This is a genomic window from Amycolatopsis kentuckyensis, assembly GCF_041679295.1.
In the GTDB taxonomy this organism is placed as follows: Bacteria; Actinomycetota; Actinomycetes; order Mycobacteriales; family Pseudonocardiaceae; genus Amycolatopsis; species Amycolatopsis kentuckyensis_A.
Genome location: NZ_JBGDMD010000006.1, coordinates 549,270 through 566,166 on the forward strand (window position 1 = coordinate 549,270; position 16,897 = coordinate 566,166).

General features: G+C 71.8%; 14 protein-coding genes. 10 read left to right on the top strand and 4 right to left on the bottom strand.

All coding sequences use genetic code 11. From position 1 onward, the window contains the following. Positions 1 to 7: 7 nt before the first annotated feature. The 4 genes from ACERZO_RS27805 to ACERZO_RS27820 all read left to right on the top strand — a co-directional run bounded on the left by ACERZO_RS27805 (position 8) and on the right by ACERZO_RS27820 (position 7,880). Positions 8 to 1,480 carry a cytochrome ubiquinol oxidase subunit I gene (locus tag ACERZO_RS27805; RefSeq protein WP_372667699.1) on the top strand — a complete coding sequence of 491 codons (1,473 nt, stop codon included), beginning with the start codon at positions 8 to 10 and terminating at the stop codon, positions 1,478 to 1,480. Positions 1,481 to 2,050: 570 nt separating this feature from the next. Then, the gene (gene cydB, locus ACERZO_RS27810; RefSeq protein WP_372667700.1) at positions 2,051 to 3,058 is read left to right on the top strand and encodes a cytochrome d ubiquinol oxidase subunit II; all 1,008 of its coding nucleotides are present in this window, start codon (positions 2,051 to 2,053) and stop codon (positions 3,056 to 3,058) included. Then, a complete protein-coding gene (locus ACERZO_RS27815; RefSeq protein ID WP_372667701.1) occupies positions 3,055 to 6,663 on the top strand; it encodes an ATP-binding cassette domain-containing protein in 3,609 nt (1,202 codons plus the stop codon). The genes cydB and ACERZO_RS27815 overlap by 4 nt, the downstream gene beginning before the upstream one ends. A gap of 50 nt (positions 6,664 to 6,713) precedes the next feature. Beyond that, positions 6,714 to 7,880 carry a GAF domain-containing sensor histidine kinase gene (locus tag ACERZO_RS27820; protein WP_372667702.1) on the top strand — a complete coding sequence of 389 codons (1,167 nt, stop codon included), beginning with the start codon at positions 6,714 to 6,716 and terminating at the stop codon, positions 7,878 to 7,880. Between the two features lie 211 nt (positions 7,881 to 8,091). Here the strand turns inward: ACERZO_RS27820 and ACERZO_RS27825 are convergent, their stop codons facing one another. Continuing rightward, positions 8,092 to 8,718 carry a response regulator gene (locus ACERZO_RS27825; protein ID WP_372667703.1) on the bottom strand — a complete coding sequence of 209 codons (627 nt, stop codon included), beginning with the start codon at positions 8,716 to 8,718 and terminating at the stop codon, positions 8,092 to 8,094. 244 nt (positions 8,719 to 8,962) lie between these two features. Between ACERZO_RS27825 and ACERZO_RS27830 the strand changes: the two genes are divergently transcribed. Together ACERZO_RS27830 and ACERZO_RS27835 are read left to right on the top strand one after the other, a co-directional pair. Beyond that, positions 8,963 to 9,448, top strand: a complete 486-nt coding sequence (locus ACERZO_RS27830) for an excalibur calcium-binding domain-containing protein (protein ID WP_372667704.1) — start codon at positions 8,963 to 8,965, stop codon at positions 9,446 to 9,448. Beyond that, positions 9,445 to 10,083 carry a class F sortase gene (locus tag ACERZO_RS27835; protein WP_372667705.1) on the top strand — a complete coding sequence of 213 codons (639 nt, stop codon included), beginning with the start codon at positions 9,445 to 9,447 and terminating at the stop codon, positions 10,081 to 10,083. Before ACERZO_RS27830 ends, ACERZO_RS27835 begins: the two co-directional genes overlap by 4 nt. Here the strand turns inward: ACERZO_RS27835 and ACERZO_RS27840 are convergent. Continuing rightward, on the bottom strand, positions 10,080 to 12,323 hold the full coding sequence (locus tag ACERZO_RS27840; RefSeq protein WP_372667706.1) for a helicase-associated domain-containing protein: 2,244 nt from the start codon (positions 12,321 to 12,323) through the stop codon (positions 10,080 to 10,082). The genes ACERZO_RS27835 and ACERZO_RS27840 overlap by 4 nt on opposite strands. Before the next feature lie 14 nt (positions 12,324 to 12,337). Next, positions 12,338 to 13,111: an excalibur calcium-binding domain-containing protein gene (locus ACERZO_RS27845; protein ID WP_372667707.1), complete on the bottom strand. Its 774-nt coding sequence runs from the start codon at positions 13,109 to 13,111 to the stop codon at positions 12,338 to 12,340. A 190-nt stretch (positions 13,112 to 13,301) separates the two neighbouring features. On the opposite strand from ACERZO_RS27845, the gene ACERZO_RS27850 reads away from it, so the two are divergent. Genes ACERZO_RS27850 through ACERZO_RS27860 form a run of 3 tightly spaced genes read left to right on the top strand, consistent with a single transcriptional unit; the run spans position 13,302 to position 15,533 of the window. Beyond that, the gene (locus ACERZO_RS27850) at positions 13,302 to 14,681 is read left to right on the top strand and encodes a 3'-5' exonuclease (protein WP_372667708.1); all 1,380 of its coding nucleotides are present in this window, start codon (positions 13,302 to 13,304) and stop codon (positions 14,679 to 14,681) included. Between the two features lie 25 nt (positions 14,682 to 14,706). Next, positions 14,707 to 15,255 carry an AAA family ATPase gene (locus ACERZO_RS27855; protein ID WP_372667709.1) on the top strand — a complete coding sequence of 183 codons (549 nt, stop codon included), beginning with the start codon at positions 14,707 to 14,709 and terminating at the stop codon, positions 15,253 to 15,255. Positions 15,256 to 15,278: 23 nt separating this feature from the next. Then, entirely contained in the window at positions 15,279 to 15,533 is a 255-nt protein-coding gene (locus ACERZO_RS27860; RefSeq protein ID WP_372667710.1) for a DUF3024 domain-containing protein, read from the top strand. On the opposite strand, the gene ACERZO_RS27865 is transcribed toward ACERZO_RS27860, so the two are convergent. Then, positions 15,530 to 15,841: a nucleotide pyrophosphohydrolase gene (locus tag ACERZO_RS27865; protein WP_372667711.1), complete on the bottom strand. Its 312-nt coding sequence runs from the start codon at positions 15,839 to 15,841 to the stop codon at positions 15,530 to 15,532. The genes ACERZO_RS27860 and ACERZO_RS27865 overlap by 4 nt on opposite strands. A 134-nt stretch (positions 15,842 to 15,975) precedes the next feature. Between ACERZO_RS27865 and ACERZO_RS27870 the strand changes: the two genes are divergently transcribed. Beyond that, positions 15,976 to 16,896, top strand: coding sequence for a nitrate- and nitrite sensing domain-containing protein (locus tag ACERZO_RS27870; RefSeq protein ID WP_372667712.1), 921 nt, complete (start codon positions 15,976 to 15,978; stop codon positions 16,894 to 16,896). The last annotated feature ends 1 nt before the right edge of the window (position 16,897 follow it).

Consider the following 16,897-nt stretch of genomic DNA (forward strand, 5'->3'; position numbering starts at 1 on the left):
GGACCACGTGGAGGTCCTTGAGCTAGCGCGGTGGCAGTTCGGCATCACCACCGTCTACCACTTCCTGATGGTCCCGCTGACCATCGGGCTGTCGATCCTGGTCGCGGCGATGCAGACCCAGTGGGTCCGCACCGGCGATCCGCGGCACCTGAAGATGACGAAGTTCTGGGGCAAGCTGCTGCTGGTCAACTTCGCGATGGGCGTCGTGACCGGCATCGTGCAGGAGTTCCAGTTCGGGATGAACTGGAGCGCGTACTCGCGCTTCGTCGGCGACGTCTTCGGCGCGCCGCTCGCGATGGAAGGGCTCGTCGCGTTCTTCGTCGAGTCGACCTTCCTCGGCCTGTGGATCTTCGGCTGGGACCGGCTGCCGAAGAAGGTCCACCTGGCGTGCGCCTGGGCGTTTTCGCTGGCCACGATGGCGTCGGCGTACTTCATCCTGGCGGCGAACTCGTGGATGCAGCACCCGGTCGGCGTGACGTTCGAGAACGGCAAGCCGACGATGAACTCGATCTGGGCGGTGCTGACGAACAACACGGCGCTGGCCGCGATCCCGCACACGCTGGCAGGCGCGTTCTCGGTGGCGGCGGCGTTCCTGGTGGGCGTCGCGGGCTGGCACCTGTGGCGGCGTCGCTCGAACCAGGACGTCTGGCGCTCGTCGCTGCGCCTCGGTGGCTGGGTCGGCATCGCAGCCTTCGCGGTCCTCGCAATCACCGGCGACACGCAGGGCAAGCTGATGTTCGAGCAGCAGCCGATGAAGATGGCGTCGGCGGAAGCGCTGTGCCACACGGAAAAGCCGGCGAGCTTCTCGATCATCGCGATCGGCGACGTCGCGGGGTCGAACTGCGAGGACGTCAAGACGTTCAACGTCCCGGCGCTGCTGTCCTTCTTGGCGCACAACGACTTCAAGACCGAAGTGAAGGGCGTCGAGGACCTGATCACGGAGTACCAGGCGAAGTACGGCACGAACTACCCCGACGACCCGGCCCTGGGTTCGCTGGCGGGCAAGCCGATCGACTACGTGCCCAACCTCCCGGTGACGTACTGGGGCTTCCGCATGATGATCGGCTTCGGCGCGGTGTCGGCGGGCATCGGCCTCCTCGCGCTGTGGCTGACCCGCCGCGATCGCATCCCGTCCGGCCGTTGGTTCCCGCTACTGGTGTTGGGCGGCATCGCAACGCCGTTCCTGGGCAACAGCGCGGGCTGGATCTTCACGGAGATGGGCCGTCAGCCATTCGTGGTGGCCCCCAACCCGAGCGGCGTCGACGGGGTGTGGATGTTCACGGCCCAGGCGGTGTCCCGGCTGACGACCGGTGAGGTCTGGACGTCCCTGATCGCGCTGACCACGGTGTACGCGGCGCTGGGAGTGGTGGAGCTGTACCTGATGCGCAAGTACATCCGCGGCGGCGTCGAAGCGGTGATGCCCCCGGAGAAGAAGGACTCCGACGAGGCCGAGGGCGACACGCTCGCCTTCGCGTACTGAGGGAGCCGAGATGACAAACTTTCAGCTCAGCGGCTGTGCAGCAGCCCTCGCCGTTCCCGGCCGGGTTCCGTCAGGCGTGCTCAGCACGGTCTCTGCTCAGAGCGTCTTCAGCTCGCATCCGGCAGCCGATCGAGCCGGAACGGCGCTCACCGGCGTCCGCCCGAAGGCCGCGGCGATGCCGCGAAGGACTCATTCAACGTCCCAAATGAGGCATTTGCGACCTTTTGGTCCTTGCGGCAGCGGGGGTCGGATCGCACCGCACGGGCTTTGCCAAGCCCCCACCGCTCCCGGGCAGGGCGCAGGCAAAGTCGCGCGCTCCGCAGACGTCCGGAATGAGTCATTCAGGACCGCCCAAGCCCTGAATGAGTCATTCACGACGTCCGGCGACCCGGTCACCGGCGGTTATGCAGCAGCCCCAGACTTCCCCAGCGCAGCCCCCGCCCTTCCCGGGGGGCGTCCCCGAACCCAGCGTATCGGCTTGGTCACTCTCGCGGGTTACCCACAGCAAATCTGTGGACAACTCGCCCGGGTGTGGATAACTCGCGGCGACCACGCGAAAGGCGGGATCCGATGACCCTCGAAACAGTCTGGTTCGTCGTCATCGCCTTCTTCTGGCTCGGCTACCTCTTCCTCGAAGGCTTCGACTTCGGCGTCGGCATGCTGCTGCCCGTCCTCGCCAAGGACAACACCGAGCGCCGGGTCATGGTCAACACCATCGGGCCCGTCTGGGACGGCAACGAGGTCTGGCTCATCGTCGCCGGCGGCGCCATGTTCGCCGCCTTCCCCGGTTGGTACGCCGGGCTCTTTTCGGCCGCCTACCTGCCGCTCCTCATCGTGCTGCTCGCGCTCATCGGCCGCGGTGTCGCCTTCGAGTACCGCGGCAAGGTCGACTCCGAACGCTGGCGCCGCACCTGGGACCGCGTGATCATGACCGGCTCCTGGGTCGCGCCGCTGGGCGTCGGGCTCATCATCGCCACCACCGTCCTCGGCCTGCCCCTCGACGCCGACGGCAACCGCGTCGGGTCCGCGTTCGCCGCCTTCCGGTGGGACACCCTGCTCGGCGCCGTCGCGATCGCCGCCTTCTCCCTCGCTCACGGCGCCGCGTTCCTCACCCTCAAAACCAGCGGGGAACTGCGGGAACGTGCGAAGAGCCTCGCGGTGACGGCCCTGCCGGCCGCGATGGTGCCGATCGTCGCGTTCCTCTCGGTCGTCCAGTGGCGCGAAGGCACGTTGTGGACACTGCTCTCGTTCGGGATCAGTGCTCTCGCCGCGGTCATCGCCTGGCTGCGGCTGCGCGCCGACCGCGACGGGCAGGCCTTCGCCGCGCTCGCCGTCGTCATCGCCGGGGCCGCCGTCACGCTGTTCGGCGCGCTCTTCCCGAACGTCCTGCCGTCGACGCTCGACGCCGCCAACACCCTCACTGTCGAAGGCACCGCGTCGAGCCCGTACACGCTGACCGTCATGACCTGGGTGGCCGTCTTCGGCGCCCCCGCCGTGCTGGTCTACCAAGGCTGGACGTACTGGGTGTTCCGCAAGCGCATCGGCACCCAGCACATCCCGGCGGTCCACGCGCCATGACCGAACTTCCCGGACGCGCTCCTCTTCCCGCCTCGGAGTCCACAGTGGACTCGGCGCGGCCGGGAAAGGGCCCGCTCGGCGCACTGCCGGCTCTCGTGCCGGCCGTGCGCCGGGCGCTGGCCCTGGTCGGGTTCCTGTCCTTCCTCCACGCCGCCGCGCTGGTGGCCCAGGCATTCCTGCTCGCCGACGTCCTCGCGGCGATCGTCGGAGCAGGTTCCGGGGGACGCACCGCCCAGCTGGCCGCGCTGCTCGCCCTCGTCGCGACGCGCGCGCTGACCGGCTGGGCGGTGCGCACGGTCTCCGCCCGCGCGGCCGCGACCGCCCAACGCGAGTTGCGCGCGCGAGCCGTCGACCACGCGCTGCGCCTCGGCCCCGAGTGGATCGCCCGTCGCGGCCACGGCGAGCTGACGGCGTTGACCACCCGCGGCCTCGACGCGCTCGACGCGTACTTCCGCGAGTACCTGCCCGCGCTGGTGACGGCGGCGGTCGTACCGCTCGGCGCCGGCGCTGCGATCCTGTTCGCCGACTGGCCGTCCGGCATGATCGTCGCGCTGACCGTGCCGCTGCTCCCGGTGTTCGCGATCCTCGTCGGCAAGTTCACGGCCGGGCGCGTCGCCGGCGCGACCGACGCGACGCACCGGATGTCCGAACGGCTGCTGGAACTCGTGCGCGTGCTGCCGGTGCTGACGGCGTTCCGGCGCGCGACCGCGCAGCGCGAGACCGTCCGGCAGCTGTCCGAACGCCACCGCCGCGCGACGCTCAAGACGCTGAAGGTCGCGTTTTCCTCGGCGTTCGTGCTGGAACTGATCGCGACACTGTCGGTCGCGCTGGTCGCGGTGGTGATCGGCGTCCGGCTCGTCGGCGGGAGCCTGCCGCTGGCCATCGGCCTGGGCGTGCTGATCCTGGCGCCCGAGTGCTACCAGCCGCTGCGCGCGGTCGGCGCCGCGTTCCACGCCAGCGAGGACGGCGTCGAAGCGGTCCGGCGCGTCGCCGATCTGCTGGCCATTCCAGCACCTGCCGCCGGCACCGAGGTAGTGTCGCGCGATGAGGTGCGCGTGTCCTCCCTCCGCGTTTCTCGGCGTGGCGGATTCGCGCCTGACGGCGAGACGTTCACGGTCCGCCCCGGCGAGACGGTCTGGTTGCGCGCCCCGAGCGGCGGCGGAAAGTCCACGACGCTTTCGGCGCTCCTCGGCTTCGTCCCGGCTGACGACGGCGCCATCACGGTCGGCGCGACGAACTTGGCCGACGCTGACCTCGCGCGCTGGCGCGAGCAGGTCGCGTGGGTGCCGCAGTCGCCGGTGTTCGCGGGCGGCACGGTCCGGGAGGAACTGGGCGGCGACGACTTCCTCGCCGAACTCGGCCTCGCGGGGTTCGCGGACCGCCCGGTGACGCAGCTTTCGCTGGGACAGCGTCAGCGCGTCGCGGTGGCCCGAGCGCTGCACCGCGTCCGCGACGGCGCGTGGCTGCTCCTGCTCGACGAGCCGACGGCCCACCTCGACGAGGCCAACGCGCGCCTGGTGCTGGCGGCGGTCCAACGCGCGGTCGACAACGGCGCCGCGGCGATCATCGCGGCCCACGAGCGCACGGCGGCGGTCGACCTGGCGCCCGACGCCCCGGTTGTCACGCCTTCGTCCACAGTGGACGCTCCGGGCGCGCCGTTGTCATGGCGCGCACTGCTCGACGGACGGCTCTTCGCCGGCGCGGCGCTGGGCGCGGCGGCGCTGCTGGCCGGAGTGGCGCTGACGGCGACGTCGGGGTGGCTGATCGCGAAGGCGTCGCAGCAGCCGCCGATCCTGACGTTGACGGTCGCGGTGGTCGGCGTCCGCGCGTTCGGGTTGGGCCGCGCGACGCTGAGGTACGTGGAACGGCTGGTCACGCACGACGCGGCGTTCCGCATCGCCGGGCGTCTCCGGGTCCGGTTGTGGAATTCGCTGGTGCGTTTGGGCCCGGCGCGCGGGTTGCGAGCGGGCGAGGGACAGCGGCGCTTGGTGGCCGACGTCGACACCGTGCGCGATCTGCTGCCGCGGGTGGTGTCGCCGCCGTTGGTGGTGGCGCTGGTCGCGGTGGGGGCGATCGCCGTGCAGACGTGGGTGTTGCCCGCGGCCGGGCTGACGTTGCTGGTGGCGGTGGCGGTGGGGTTGTGCGCGCCGTGGGTGGCGTTGCGGGTGGAGCGCCGGGCGACCTCGGCACTGGCGGACGGTCGCCGCGAGGTGGCGTCGCGGGTGCTGGTGCTGTTCGAGGCGGCGGCCGAGTTGCTGGCGTTCGGCAGGGATCGCGAACACCGCCGGGCGTTGTCGGACGCGGACACGCGGTTGGTGGCCGAGGCCCGCCGCCAGGCATTCGGCGCGGGCGCGGCAGAGGCACTGGTGACGCTGGCGTGCGGCGTGGGCGCGGTGATCAGCACGGCCTTCGCGGCGCGCGCAGTGGCGGCGGGTGGTCTGGATCCGGTGCTGGCGCCGCTGCTGGCTTTGGTGCCGTTGGCGTTGGCGGAGGTGCTCGCACTGCTGCCGGCGGTGGCCCAGCACTGGGACACGCTGCAGCGAGCCCGCCACCGGTTGGCCGACGCACCGGACGAGGACGGCCTGCGCGGCTCGGCCGAGGTCGGGCCCAGTGGCGCGCGGGTTGAGGCGGCGGACCGCCGGCCCAGCGCGGTGGCCAAGGTTGGCCGCCGAAACGGACGAGGCATCGGGCAGCGCGGCGCGCTGGATGTGGCCGAGGTTGGCCCCGACGGCGCCGAAATCTTGCGGCAAGGCGTGCCGAGCGCGATCGAGGCCAGTTACCCGGGGCTGGTTGAGGCCGGGCGCGGCGGCGCGCGAAGTGAGGTGGAGGACCGCGTGCGGCCCTTGGTTGAGGCTGGACGCGGTGGCGCGCGGTCCGCGGTTGAGGTCGGGTGCAGCACCGGCGCGCGCGAGGGGGATGGCTTCGAGCACCACTTGCCACCGCACCAGGCAGTCGGCTTGCGTCGCGAGGGAGCGGACGACACCGGTGGCCGTGTCGTGCTGCGTAGGGCTGAGCTTGGGTGGCCTGGTGGGCCCGCCGTTCTTCGCGATGTCGACCTCGACCTCGCACCGGGGACCTATGCCGCCGTTGTTGGGCCCAGTGGGGCTGGGAAGTCCACCCTTGTTGCCGCTCTGCTCGGCTTTCTCGCTCCTCGGCGTGGGCTGATCGATGTCCCCGGGCGAGTTGCCTGGGCTCCTCAAGAGCCGATGCTCGCCGCCACCACGGTCGCTGAAAACCTTCGGCTCGCGCAGCCGACCGCGTCCGACGACGAGCTGCGTGAAGCCTTGCGCCTGGCGGCCGTCGGGGATGTTGATCTCGCTACTTTGCTGGGCAGCGGTGGCAGTGGGCTCTCCGGGGGGCAGGCGCAACGCGTCGCCCTCGCTCGGGCGTTGCTTGGGGCGCCTGAAGCGGGGCTTGTGCTCCTCGATGAGCCCACCTCGCACCTCGACGAGCCGACCGCGCACGCCGTGCGTGCGCACCTGCGGGAGGCGCTTGCCGGGCGGACCGTTGTGCACGTCACCCACCGCGCCGAGGAGGCCGATGGTGCTGACCTCGTGCTCGAGGTTCGCGACGGCCACGTTGTCACCCGGGTGCCCGTGTCGTGATCGAATCCCCCAGCGCGCCGCCGCAGCGGCGCGCGATAATGACGGAACTCATGGATCCGACGCTTGCCGCGCGGGCGCTGTCCGCCGCCACCGAGATCACGAGCACCGCCCTGTCCGGCGACGACCCGGGCGCGGTGCTCGACACCGTCGTCGCCCGGGCGGCCGAGCTCGCCGATGCCGATCTCGGCCTGGCCATGGTCAGCGCCGACGACGGGCGCGTCGTCGTCGAGGCCGCGCACTACGCCGGCGCCGACGAACCCGCACCCGACGACGGCAACGGAGAGTCGTTGCGCGGGCTCTCGCTCCCGGCCGATTCCGCCGCCGGACGCGTCGCGCGTGGCGGGGAGCCCGTCGCGAGCGACGACTTCACCGTCGATCCGCGGACCGCGCCCTTCGTGCCCGCCGAACTCCACGGCTACGGGGCCTTCGCCGCCGCGCCGTTCGGGTCCGGGGGACGCGTGCTCGGCGCGCTCACCGTCTACCGCAAGCGGGGGCGCGAGCCGTTCTCCGCCGGGACCGTCGAGATGCTCGTCGCCTTCGCCGCGCAGGCCGGCGTCGTGCTCGCGCTCGCCGAAGGTGCCAACGCTCGGCACCGCGTCGCCCTGTACGAAGAGCGGGAACGGATCGCGCGCGAACTCCACGACGTCATCGTCCAGCGGCTCTACGGCGCGGGCATGCAGCTCGACCGGGTTCGGCGCAACATGCGCAAGCGGTTCGCCCAGGCCGACGGCGCGCGGCTCTCCGACGCCATCGACCAGCTCGACCAGACCATCGAGGAGATCCGCGGCACCGTGCGCGCGCTGCGGTCACCGGAGCCTCGCCACGACACCGGCACGCCCACCGACCTCGCCGAGTCGGCGCGCGGCGAGGTCCGCATCGCCGGCGAGCTGCTCGGGTACCCGCCGACCCTGGAGCTGTCCGGCGAATTCGCCGACATCCCCGCGGAACGCGCCGACCACATCCGGGCCGCCCTACGCGAAGCACTGTCCAATGTGGTCAGACACTCCGGCGCGAGCGAAACCCGCGTGACCTTGGCCAGGGACTCCGACGGCGTGAAACTCCGTGTCCGGGACAACGGTTCCGGCGTCCCCCAAGGCGTCGCCACCCGTGGCCTGCGTCATCTCGCCGAACGCGCGGACGCCGCGGGCGGCAAGTTCTTCCTGAACTCCTCACCCAGTCTCGGCACGCTCGTCGCGTTCGACCTCCCACTCGACTGAACCACTTGACTGACCGCGATCTAACCTTCTCGGGTCATCCAGCCTCCCTTCATCGCCCTCACCGAAGATCGTACCGGGAAATCGAACACCCATTCGACTCACATTCGAGTGAAAACGGCAGGTCAAACCCGCCGATCGGCGTGGCGGACGGTGACGACGGCTGAAAAGGACGCAGCGAACGGCGGCTTGCGGACGCGACCGTCGCGCGGGGTTACTTTTCCCGGCGCGCGATCCAAGCGGCGGCCTGCGTCCGGCGCTGCATGCCGAGCTTCGCCAGCACCGACGTGACGTAGTTCTTGACCGTCTTCTCGGCGAGGAACAGCCGCTCGGCGATCTCGCGGTTCGACAGGCCCTGGCCGATCAGCTCCAGGACATCCCGCTCGCGCTCGGTCAGCGTCGCCAGCTCGTCCGTCGGCGGGTGCCGCATCTTGTCGAGCACCCGCGCGGTGCTCACCGGGTCCAGCAGCGACCGCCCGGCCGCGACCTCGCGCACCGCGTTCACCACGTCCTGCCCGCGCACCTGCTTCAGCAGGTAACCCGCGGCGCCGGCCATGATCGCGCCGACCATCGCCTCTTCGTCGTCGAACGCCGTCAGCATCAGGCACGCCGGCGGGCTCGGCTTGGACCGCAGCTCGCGGCAGAGCGTGATGCCGTCGCCGTCGCCGAGGCGGACGTCGACCACCGCGACCTCCGGCTCGACGTGCATCGCCACCGCCAGCGCCTCTTCGACGCTGCTCGCCTCGGCGACGACCTCGATGTCGGGCTCGTCGCCGAGGAGGTCGCGAAGCCCGCGGCGGACCACTTCGTGGTCGTCGACGAGCAGTACCTGGATCGGCATATCCCCAGGCTACACACCGGGCGATTACGCCCAAAGTGTGACCGCGGATCTCGTAACATTTCCGGAGCCACGCATTCTCGGCGCTGATTCCGCAGGTCAGCGGCGAATGGCGAAGAATCACCAGACCGCCGGTTCCCGGTGGAGCGCTGACGTTTCCGAAATTCCGGAATAGTCCGTAACAGGGCCGCGGGCGGCGCGATAGTAACCACGCAATCACCCCGATTCTTCCTGAAAGGACCTTCCGGTGTCCTTGTTTCGTCGTGCCCTGACGACGGCCGCGGCCGTCGCCGGGCTCGCTCTCCTCGGTCCCGTCTCCCTCGCCTCGGCGCAGCTCGCGACGCCGCTCGCGGCCGACCTGGACTGCAAGAACTTCCAGTACCAGGAAGAGGCACAAGCGGTGCTCGACGCGACGCAGGGCGACCCGAACAACCTCGATTCCGATCACGACGGAATCGCGTGCGAATCCCTGCCGCACCGACCGCAGCAGAACACGACGACACCCGAACAGCCGTCGTCGACCACGACGAAGACCCACTCGGCGCCGAAAACCACCCCGGCCAAGAAATCGACGACGGTCGGCCAGGTCAAGGTGAAGCCGGTCGGCGGTGTGGCCACCGGTGGCGGCGAGCCGGAGGAAGGCGCCCCCGGGTTCCTCGTGCTGAGTGGCGCGCTGCTCGCCGCGGCGGCGTCCGGTGGCATGGTGTTCCACCTGCGCCGGCGCGCGAATTGAGGCACCCGCGGCTGTGGCCGGCGGTCACGGCGGTCGTCGCCGCGCTCGGGTCGGTTCTGGTGGTGGCCCTCGTCCTCGCGTTCTCGCCGCACGCGCCGGAGCAGGTCGCCCCACCGTCCCCCGTACCCGTCGAGGTCGCGCCGTCGACCACCGCCACGCCGTCCGGTGGCGGGCTCCCGGCGGCGAAACCGGCCTCCTTGAGCATCCCGGCGATCGGCGTGCGCGCGGACGCGATCAAGGACCTCGGGCTGACCTCGCAGGGTGAGCTCGAGGTCCCGGGCGACGCCACGACGGTCGGCTGGTTCACCGGCGCGCCTTCGCCCGGCGAGGTCGGCCCGGCGGTGCTGGCGGCGCACGTCGACTACAAGCACGTGCCCGGCGCCTTCTCCCGGCTCAAGGAGCTGAAGCCCGGCGAGCAGGCGAGGGTCGGGCGGTCCGACGGCCGGACCGCGGTCTTCACCGTCTACCGCGTCGACCGCTACGCCAAGGCGGAGTTCCCGACCGACCAGGTCTACGGCGACACCGCCGAGCCCGAGCTGCGGCTCATCACCTGCGGCGGCGAGTTCGACCGGTCGAGCGGCAACTACCTCGACAACGTCGTGGCCTACGCGCGGCTCACCGGTGTCGAGGCCTAGCCGAGGTCGATCTTCGCCAGCTCGAGCCGCCGGTACGCGTGGTCGCCGAGCGACCAGACGTCCAGGACGTCGCCGTCGAGTTCCGGGTACGCGATCACCAACTGCGCGGGACCGCTGTCCTCCTGGTAGACGATGTCCGCCGGGATGCCGGCTTCGAGCTGCCAGCAGAGCTGTTGCTGCTTGGGCGTCAGCCGACCCGCGTAGCGGTCGCTCATCGCTCGCGCGAGCTGCCCGCGCAGCAGGCTCGGGCCGCTCGACGGCGCCGCGAGCAACCGCTCGGCGTGCGCGCGCGGGTCGGGCGGCCCGTCGTCCGGCTCGGGGTCGCGGAAGGTGACCGTCGGCGATGCGGGCTCGCGGGCGGGCAGCACGATGCTGCCGTCGGCGGCGTGGTGGGTCGGCGAGTAACCGGCTTCACGCAAGGCGTCGAGCGTGCCGGCAGCGTCCACAGTGGACGTCAACACGGTCGGCGCCACCGCGCGCAGGCCGAGTTTCGCGAGCTTGCGGTGCGCGGCGAGCTCGGCCAGCACGGCGGGTTCGCCGACGACGACGCTCGCGACGTCGAGGACCTGTGCCTCACCGTGGCGCCGCGCGACGTCGTTGACCAGGTACACCAGCGGTTGCGGCAGTTCGCCCGCGGCGAGCGCGCGCAGCTCGTCGAGCAGTTCGCCGGCGGTCGCGCCCTGGTCGAACGCCCGCCGGACGGTCGCGGGGGAGAACCGCCAGCTGGTCGCGGTGCCCTGGGCCTCGCGATCGGCGACGCGGTCGAGCGCCGCGGCGAGCCGCGCGTCCGGCGAGCCGGGCACGATCGCGGTGAGGTCGGTGCCGAACAGCGCCGTCGTCCGGGCGCGGGCGACCAGCCCGTCGGTGACTTCGACGAGCCCGTGCCCGTCGAGCAGCGCGCGGCCCACCGCGGTGACAGCGCCGTGCGCGACGACGCCGAGCAGCTCGGCCGCCTCGAGCGCGTCCGCGACGTGCCCGGCGAAGTCCTCGGTCGGCAGCATCGGCGCGTGCCATTCGGCGAGGCCGGTCAGGCCGTCGACGACGGCGGTGCCGGGTTCGAGCCGCGCGAGCAGCCGGACGACCAGCCGCCGCACCAGCGCGCCGACGTCGATCCCGAGGTCCGGCGGCGCCGGGTCCCACCACGTCGTCAGCAGCAGGCGGTAGAGCAACGCCGGCGCGGGCCGGACGAGGTCGGGGTCCGGGGCGAGCGTCGGCGGCGCCGCCTTCTGACCGCGGCGCGGTGTCGGCGGTTCGTCGGCCAGCAGCAGCCCGGTCTGTGCCGCGAGGTCGATGGCCAGCTCGATCTCCGCGGGCGTCGCGCCGGTCTCCTTGGCGACCTTCTTGACGAGCCGCGCACCGATCGTGCCGTCCTTGAGCAGCGGGAACGGCTCCGCGGCGGCGAGGTCGAGAACGGCCGACACGCGGTCGAGCAACCGGAGCGCGGCGGCCGACGACGTCGCCTCGGCCGATTCGGCTCCGACCTGCGTGGTGGAGTGGCCGGGTTCCTCGGGCGTGAACGGCAGCTGGTGGTCCGGGCCGCGCAGCGCGAGCGACACCTCGATCGGCATGGCCGCGCTGCCGTAGTAGGTGCTGATGAGGAAACCGTGCTCGAACGCCCAGCCCTCTTCGGTGTGGAACGGCAGCACCCCCTCGGCCTCGGGAACGCCGTCGGCCATGTCCTGCAACAGTTTCCGGGTCGGCTCGGGGGCGGTGCGGAACAGTTCGCGCACGCGGTCGCCGTCGCGGTAGAAGTGGACGAGCTCCTTCAGGCCTTCCGGCAGCCCGAGGGCCTGCGACAGCCGCGCCCTGCGGCCGCGGCTCAGCTCCGCCAGCAGGTCCGCGACCGGCTGACCGAGCCCTTCGGCCTGGAAGCCGCCGCGGCGCAGGAAATCCGGCAGCGTGACGCGGTCGTCGTCGCGCCACAGGAGCATGCGGTCGGCGAGATCGTCCAAAAAGGACTTGACCTCGGCGCCGAGAAGCTTTTCGACTTCCGCGACCGGCGTCGGCCGGAGCCCGAGCGCGTGGCACAACTGGACGGCGCTCAAGACCTCGATCTGGGGCTGGGAAAGCCCGAGCAGGGCTTCGTCGAGGGACTCCGCCGAGGCGAGCCGCGCCGCGACGACGTCGAGCCGCCGCGGCCACGGTTCGTGCAGCACGTCGGGCCGGTGGGCGAGGACTTTGGCCAGGCCCTCCCGGTCGAGGGCGGCGAGCCTGCCGAGCAGGTCGTCGGCGGTGGTCATCGACCCAGGTTAGATCACCGGTCGCAGGCCGTGCCGTCACCGTCGCGGTCCAGCGCCTTCCGGTAGCCGGGTTCGCCGACGTGCATCGGCGCGGCATGCGCGGCCCTCGCCTCGGCGCAGTTCTTGTAGTACACGGAGGAATCGGGTTCGGGGGCGTGCTCGGTGGTCTCCACCGGCGGGGCCACCGGAGGCGCCTTGGTGACCGGCGGGGCCGGCGTAGGCGTGGGTGTCGGCGTCGGTGCCGGTGCCGGTGCGTCGATGGTCCCGTTGCACGGCGGCCCCCACAGCCCGCTGGTGGCCTGCCTCGCCGCGGTCTCGGCGGCCGCGAGCGCAGGCAGCGCGGCGTCCGTCGCGTATTTGAGATAACCGCCCTGAATCGCGAGAGCCGCGTAGTCCTGGCCGCCGGCCAAGGTCACGGCGACGCCGTGTGCCGTTTCCGCGCCGAGCGTGACGGCCTTGCCGGAAAGCGCCGTGGTCGCCCAGCCGAGTGATTCAGTCCAATAGCAACCGGTACTGGTCGGCGTGGTGACGCCGAGGACGCGCACGGTCTTGCTGGAGCCGTCGCTGCCCTTCACCACCACGGTCGCGCCGTCCGTCACGGACGCCACCGTGTAGCTGACGGGCACCGGAGTCGTGCTGGTCACCGGGATCGTCGACGTCGTCGGGGGCGCCGCCGGCGTGGCGGCCACGGGCTTCGGCTCCGGGGCCTTCCCGAAGATCGCGCCCAGGACGAACAGGACGGCGAAAGCGGCCAAGACGATCTTCAGCCAGTTCGGAAGGCGTTTCATCCCCGGATTCCCCTGTTCCTCGAACACGACGTGCCGACGACGTACTCGCGAAATCTCCCGCCGTTGTTACGCGTGGGCTCGTGATCGACCACCAGTCGTTATCCGGGGGAATGTTGCCGTCACGATCACGTCACGAACAGCGGTTCCGGCCCGAAAAGCTGTCACAGGACGCGGTCGCGGAACGACCCGGGTGGACGTGATCGAACCTCTTTCGCTGCACGGCGCCGGTGGTCATCCCGCGTACGGAACCGACTTCACGGCCGTCGACATCCGGACCACCGGGCTGCGCCCCGGGCGCGTCGTCGAGCTCGCCGCGGTGCGGGTGCACGCCGACGGCTCGATCGCCGGCCAGCTGACGACGCTCGTGGACCCCGGAGCCGGGGTGCCGCCGGGTCCGGCGCACGGCATCACGCGCGGCGAGCTCGACGACGCGCCGTCGTTCGGCGAGGTCCTCGGGCCGCTGCTCGACCTGTGCGCCGGCAGCGTGCTCGTGGCGCACGACCTGGCGTTCGTGTCGGCTTTCCTCAGCGCCGAGATCGGCGACCTCGGGGTCCGGATGCCCGTGCTGCCAGGGATTTCGACGCTCGCGGTGGCGCAGTCGGTGGTGCGGCTGCCGAACTACCGGCTCACCACGGTCGCGCACGCGCTGGGCGTGCCGGCCCGGCCCGGGCAGCCGGCGTTGTCCGGCGCGAGGACGGTCGCCCGGCTCGTGACGAGCATGGTCGAGCGGTACGGGTTCACGTTCGCGGCCGAACCGGTCCTCCCCGCCCTGCCCCGGTTCGCCGGCGGCCGGCTGCTCCCGCGCGGCGAAGTGCCACCGGCGGAGCCGGGGTGGATGGCCGACGCCGTCGAGCGGATCACGGCCGGCCGCGACGGCGACGCCTACCTGGACCTGCTCGCCGAAGTCGTCGCGGACCAGCACTTGACGCCCGAAGAGGTGACGGCGCTGGCCGCGTTGGCCGCCGACGCCGGGCTGTCCGACGCTCGGGTGCGGTCGACGCACGAGCAGCTCGTGACGGCGCTGCGGGAGATCGCGGAACGGGACGGCGTCGTGACCGCCGCGGAGGCCCGCGAGCTGCGGCAGGTGGCGACCGCGCTCGGCGTAGCCGGGGTCGACGTGCGGCCGGGCGGCGGTGGGAAAGCGACCCGGGTCCTGGTGCTCGGCACGAGCGTGGACGCGGACCGGATGCGGGCGCGCGTGCTCGAGGAGGGCGTCCAGCTGGCGAAGAAGCTGACCGCGAGCGTCACGCACCTCGTCGTCGACGCGACCGTGCCCGCCGGCGAGCCGCGGGTGGCCCGGGCCACCGAGCTGGGGGCCGAAGTGCTCGACGTCCGCGCCGCACCGGTCGCGCTCGGGTTCGAAGCACCGGCGCGCCAGGCTGTCGCGGCGGGTCGGCCGGCGAAGGTGGTCGGCGGCCGGGTGCTGATGGGCGTCGGGTTGCTGCTGATGTTCAGCGTCGTCTTGGCGATGTTCGGCGGCACCCCGCTGGCGGCCGGGATCTTCGTCGCGGTGCTCGGGGTCGGCGCGCTGCTCGGCGGGTGGTGGATCGCCGAGCCGGCGCCGCGGTGAGCGGGGTTTCGGTACCGTCGGGCCGGTGCCGAGACTGATCCACTTGAACGGGCCCTCCGGGATCGGGAAGTCGACGATCGCGCAGGCCTACGCCGAGCGGCGGCCCGGGGTGCTGAACCTGGACACCGACCGGGTCGTCTGCCTCATCGGGGGCTGGCGGGACACCTTCTTCGAGACCTTCAAGGCCGCGCAGCTGCTCACCCTCGCCATGGCCGAGACCCACCTGCGGACCGGGCACGACGTCGTCATGCCGCAGCTCGCCACCCGCGTCGCCGACATCCGGCCCTTCGAGGACGCCGCCGAACGCTGTGGTGCCGAGTACCGGGAAATCCTGCTCACCGCCGGCAAACCAGTCGCCGGGGCGCGGTTCGCCCGGCGGGCCGCCACGGGCGGTGCCGAGGGCGTCGACGCCGTCATCAACCGGATCGGCGGGGTCGCCGTGGTCGAACGGATCCACGACCAGCTCGGCGCCTACCTCCCGCAGCGGCCGGGCTGCCGGGTCGTGGCCACCGACGGGCGCACGGCCGTCGAGACCTACGCCGACGTCGTCGCGGTCCTCGGCGAAGCCCGCTGACAGCGGTGCGGTTCACTGAAGGCATGGCGATACCCGAGCTCGCGATGCGGCAGATCGAACGCTGGTGCGCTCAGCGCCGCGTCGAGTGCCGGGTGCTGGGTGGCGTGGTCACCATCGTCGAACGCCACGCGGACGGCTCCGAAACCGGCATCGCGCAGCTGCGGTTCGACGAGTTCGGGATCTGGTCGATGCTGCGGTCCGACGGCGACGGCGGGTGGCTGGCTGATCCGGACGCGCCCGTCGCCAGTACCCCGCCGCCGCTGCTGAGCGAAATCTAAACCGGGAACCGCTTCTCGTTGCGGTCGATCTTCGCGTGCGCCGCGGCCGGCAGGTCCACGCCCAGGCGGTCCGCCAGCTGCAGCAGGTACAGCGTGACGTCCGCGATCTCGTCCAGGACGTTCGCCGCCAGCTCCGGGTCGTCGCGCCACGCGTCGGACTCCTCCGGGGTCAGCCACTGGAACAGTGACGTCAGCTCGCCGACTTCGCCGGACAACGCCATCACGAGGTTCTTCGGGGTGTGGTACGGCTCCCAGGCTCGGGCCGCCGCGAAGTCGCGGAGGCGCTGGGTCACTTCGTCGAAGGTCACGCGGCCGATTGTCCTCAGCCGTCACGGTGCGCTAACGGCCGTATGGCGGACCGGCGTTGACCGGTGAATCTCTCACTCAATAGGTTGAACTCCGTCGGGATGCTTGCGGGGCTTGAGGCAGGGAAAGGAACGTCTTGAAGTACCTGCGATCCGTCCGCGGCCGCATGCTCTGCATCGCGTTCGTGCCCGGCGGCGCGTTCGTCGTCGTGGCGCTCGTGATCGCGTTCTTCCTGGTCCACCAAGCGAACCGGACGCAGGACGGCGCCGTGCGGACGGCCGAGGCCGCCGAGCGGACCGCGAGCGCCGTCGGGTCGCTGCAGGGTCAGCGCAGCGCCGCGATGTCCGTGCCCGACCAACGGACCGCCGCGTACGCGAATTTCACCCAGCGGATCGACACCGCCATCGCCGGCCTGCGCGAATACGCCCGGCACGCGCCCGACGCGGAATCCGCGTACCAGCAGACCACCGCCGTCGAGCTGCTTTCCGTCGCCGAAGGCATGGACCGCTCCGATTCCCTCGCCCTGGCGGGGATCGACGCCGTGACGCGGCGGCCGTTCACCGAAGCCGTCGCCGCCTACCGGGCCGAACTGGAGCGGATCGCGCCGCAGCTCACCGAAAGTGGCCGTACCGCGTACGAGTCGCTCACCCGCAGCGCCGATTGGAGCAGGCTCGCGGCCGTCGAGGACGCGCTCGCCGCCGCCGAACCGTTGCCCGTCCCCGAGTCCACGTGGCGCAGCGCCGCCTACCGCGTGTCCCAGCAGCTGGGCAACTTGTACTCCCAGCAGAGCCAGTACGCCGTGCAGCTCACCCTCGACGACGGCCGTCGCACGCTCGCCGGCGCGATCGCCGCGAGCGCGGCCCTGCTCCTGTGTGCCGGGCTCCTGCTCGTCGTCGTCCGCCGGCTCGTCGCGCGGGTGCCCGTGCCGGTCGTGCCGATCATGGTCCCGACGATCCAGGCGGCGATCCCGCGCCCCCGCCACGCTCGGTCACGACGGCCGCGCGTGCCCGAGCCGTGGCCGATGAAAGCCGTGCTCGACGACTTGCGCCGCCGATGAG

Bases quoted from the DNA above. Each gene is read 5' to 3' on its own strand.
- cydB (WP_372667700.1), top strand. From the start codon at position 2,051: ATGACCCTCGAAACAGTCTGGTTCGTCGTCATCGCCTTCTTCTGGCTC.
- ACERZO_RS27815 (WP_372667701.1), top strand. From the start codon at position 3,055: ATGACCGAACTTCCCGGACGCGCTCCTCTTCCCGCCTCGGAGTCCACA.
- ACERZO_RS27820 (WP_372667702.1), top strand. From the start codon at position 6,714: ATGGATCCGACGCTTGCCGCGCGGGCGCTGTCCGCCGCCACCGAGATC.
- ACERZO_RS27825 (WP_372667703.1), bottom strand. From the start codon at position 8,718: ATGCCGATCCAGGTACTGCTCGTCGACGACCACGAAGTGGTCCGCCGC.
- ACERZO_RS27840 (WP_372667706.1), bottom strand. From the start codon at position 12,323: ATGACCACCGCCGACGACCTGCTCGGCAGGCTCGCCGCCCTCGACCGG.
- ACERZO_RS27845 (WP_372667707.1), bottom strand. From the start codon at position 13,111: ATGAAACGCCTTCCGAACTGGCTGAAGATCGTCTTGGCCGCTTTCGCC.
- ACERZO_RS27860 (WP_372667710.1), top strand. From the start codon at position 15,279: ATGGCGATACCCGAGCTCGCGATGCGGCAGATCGAACGCTGGTGCGCT.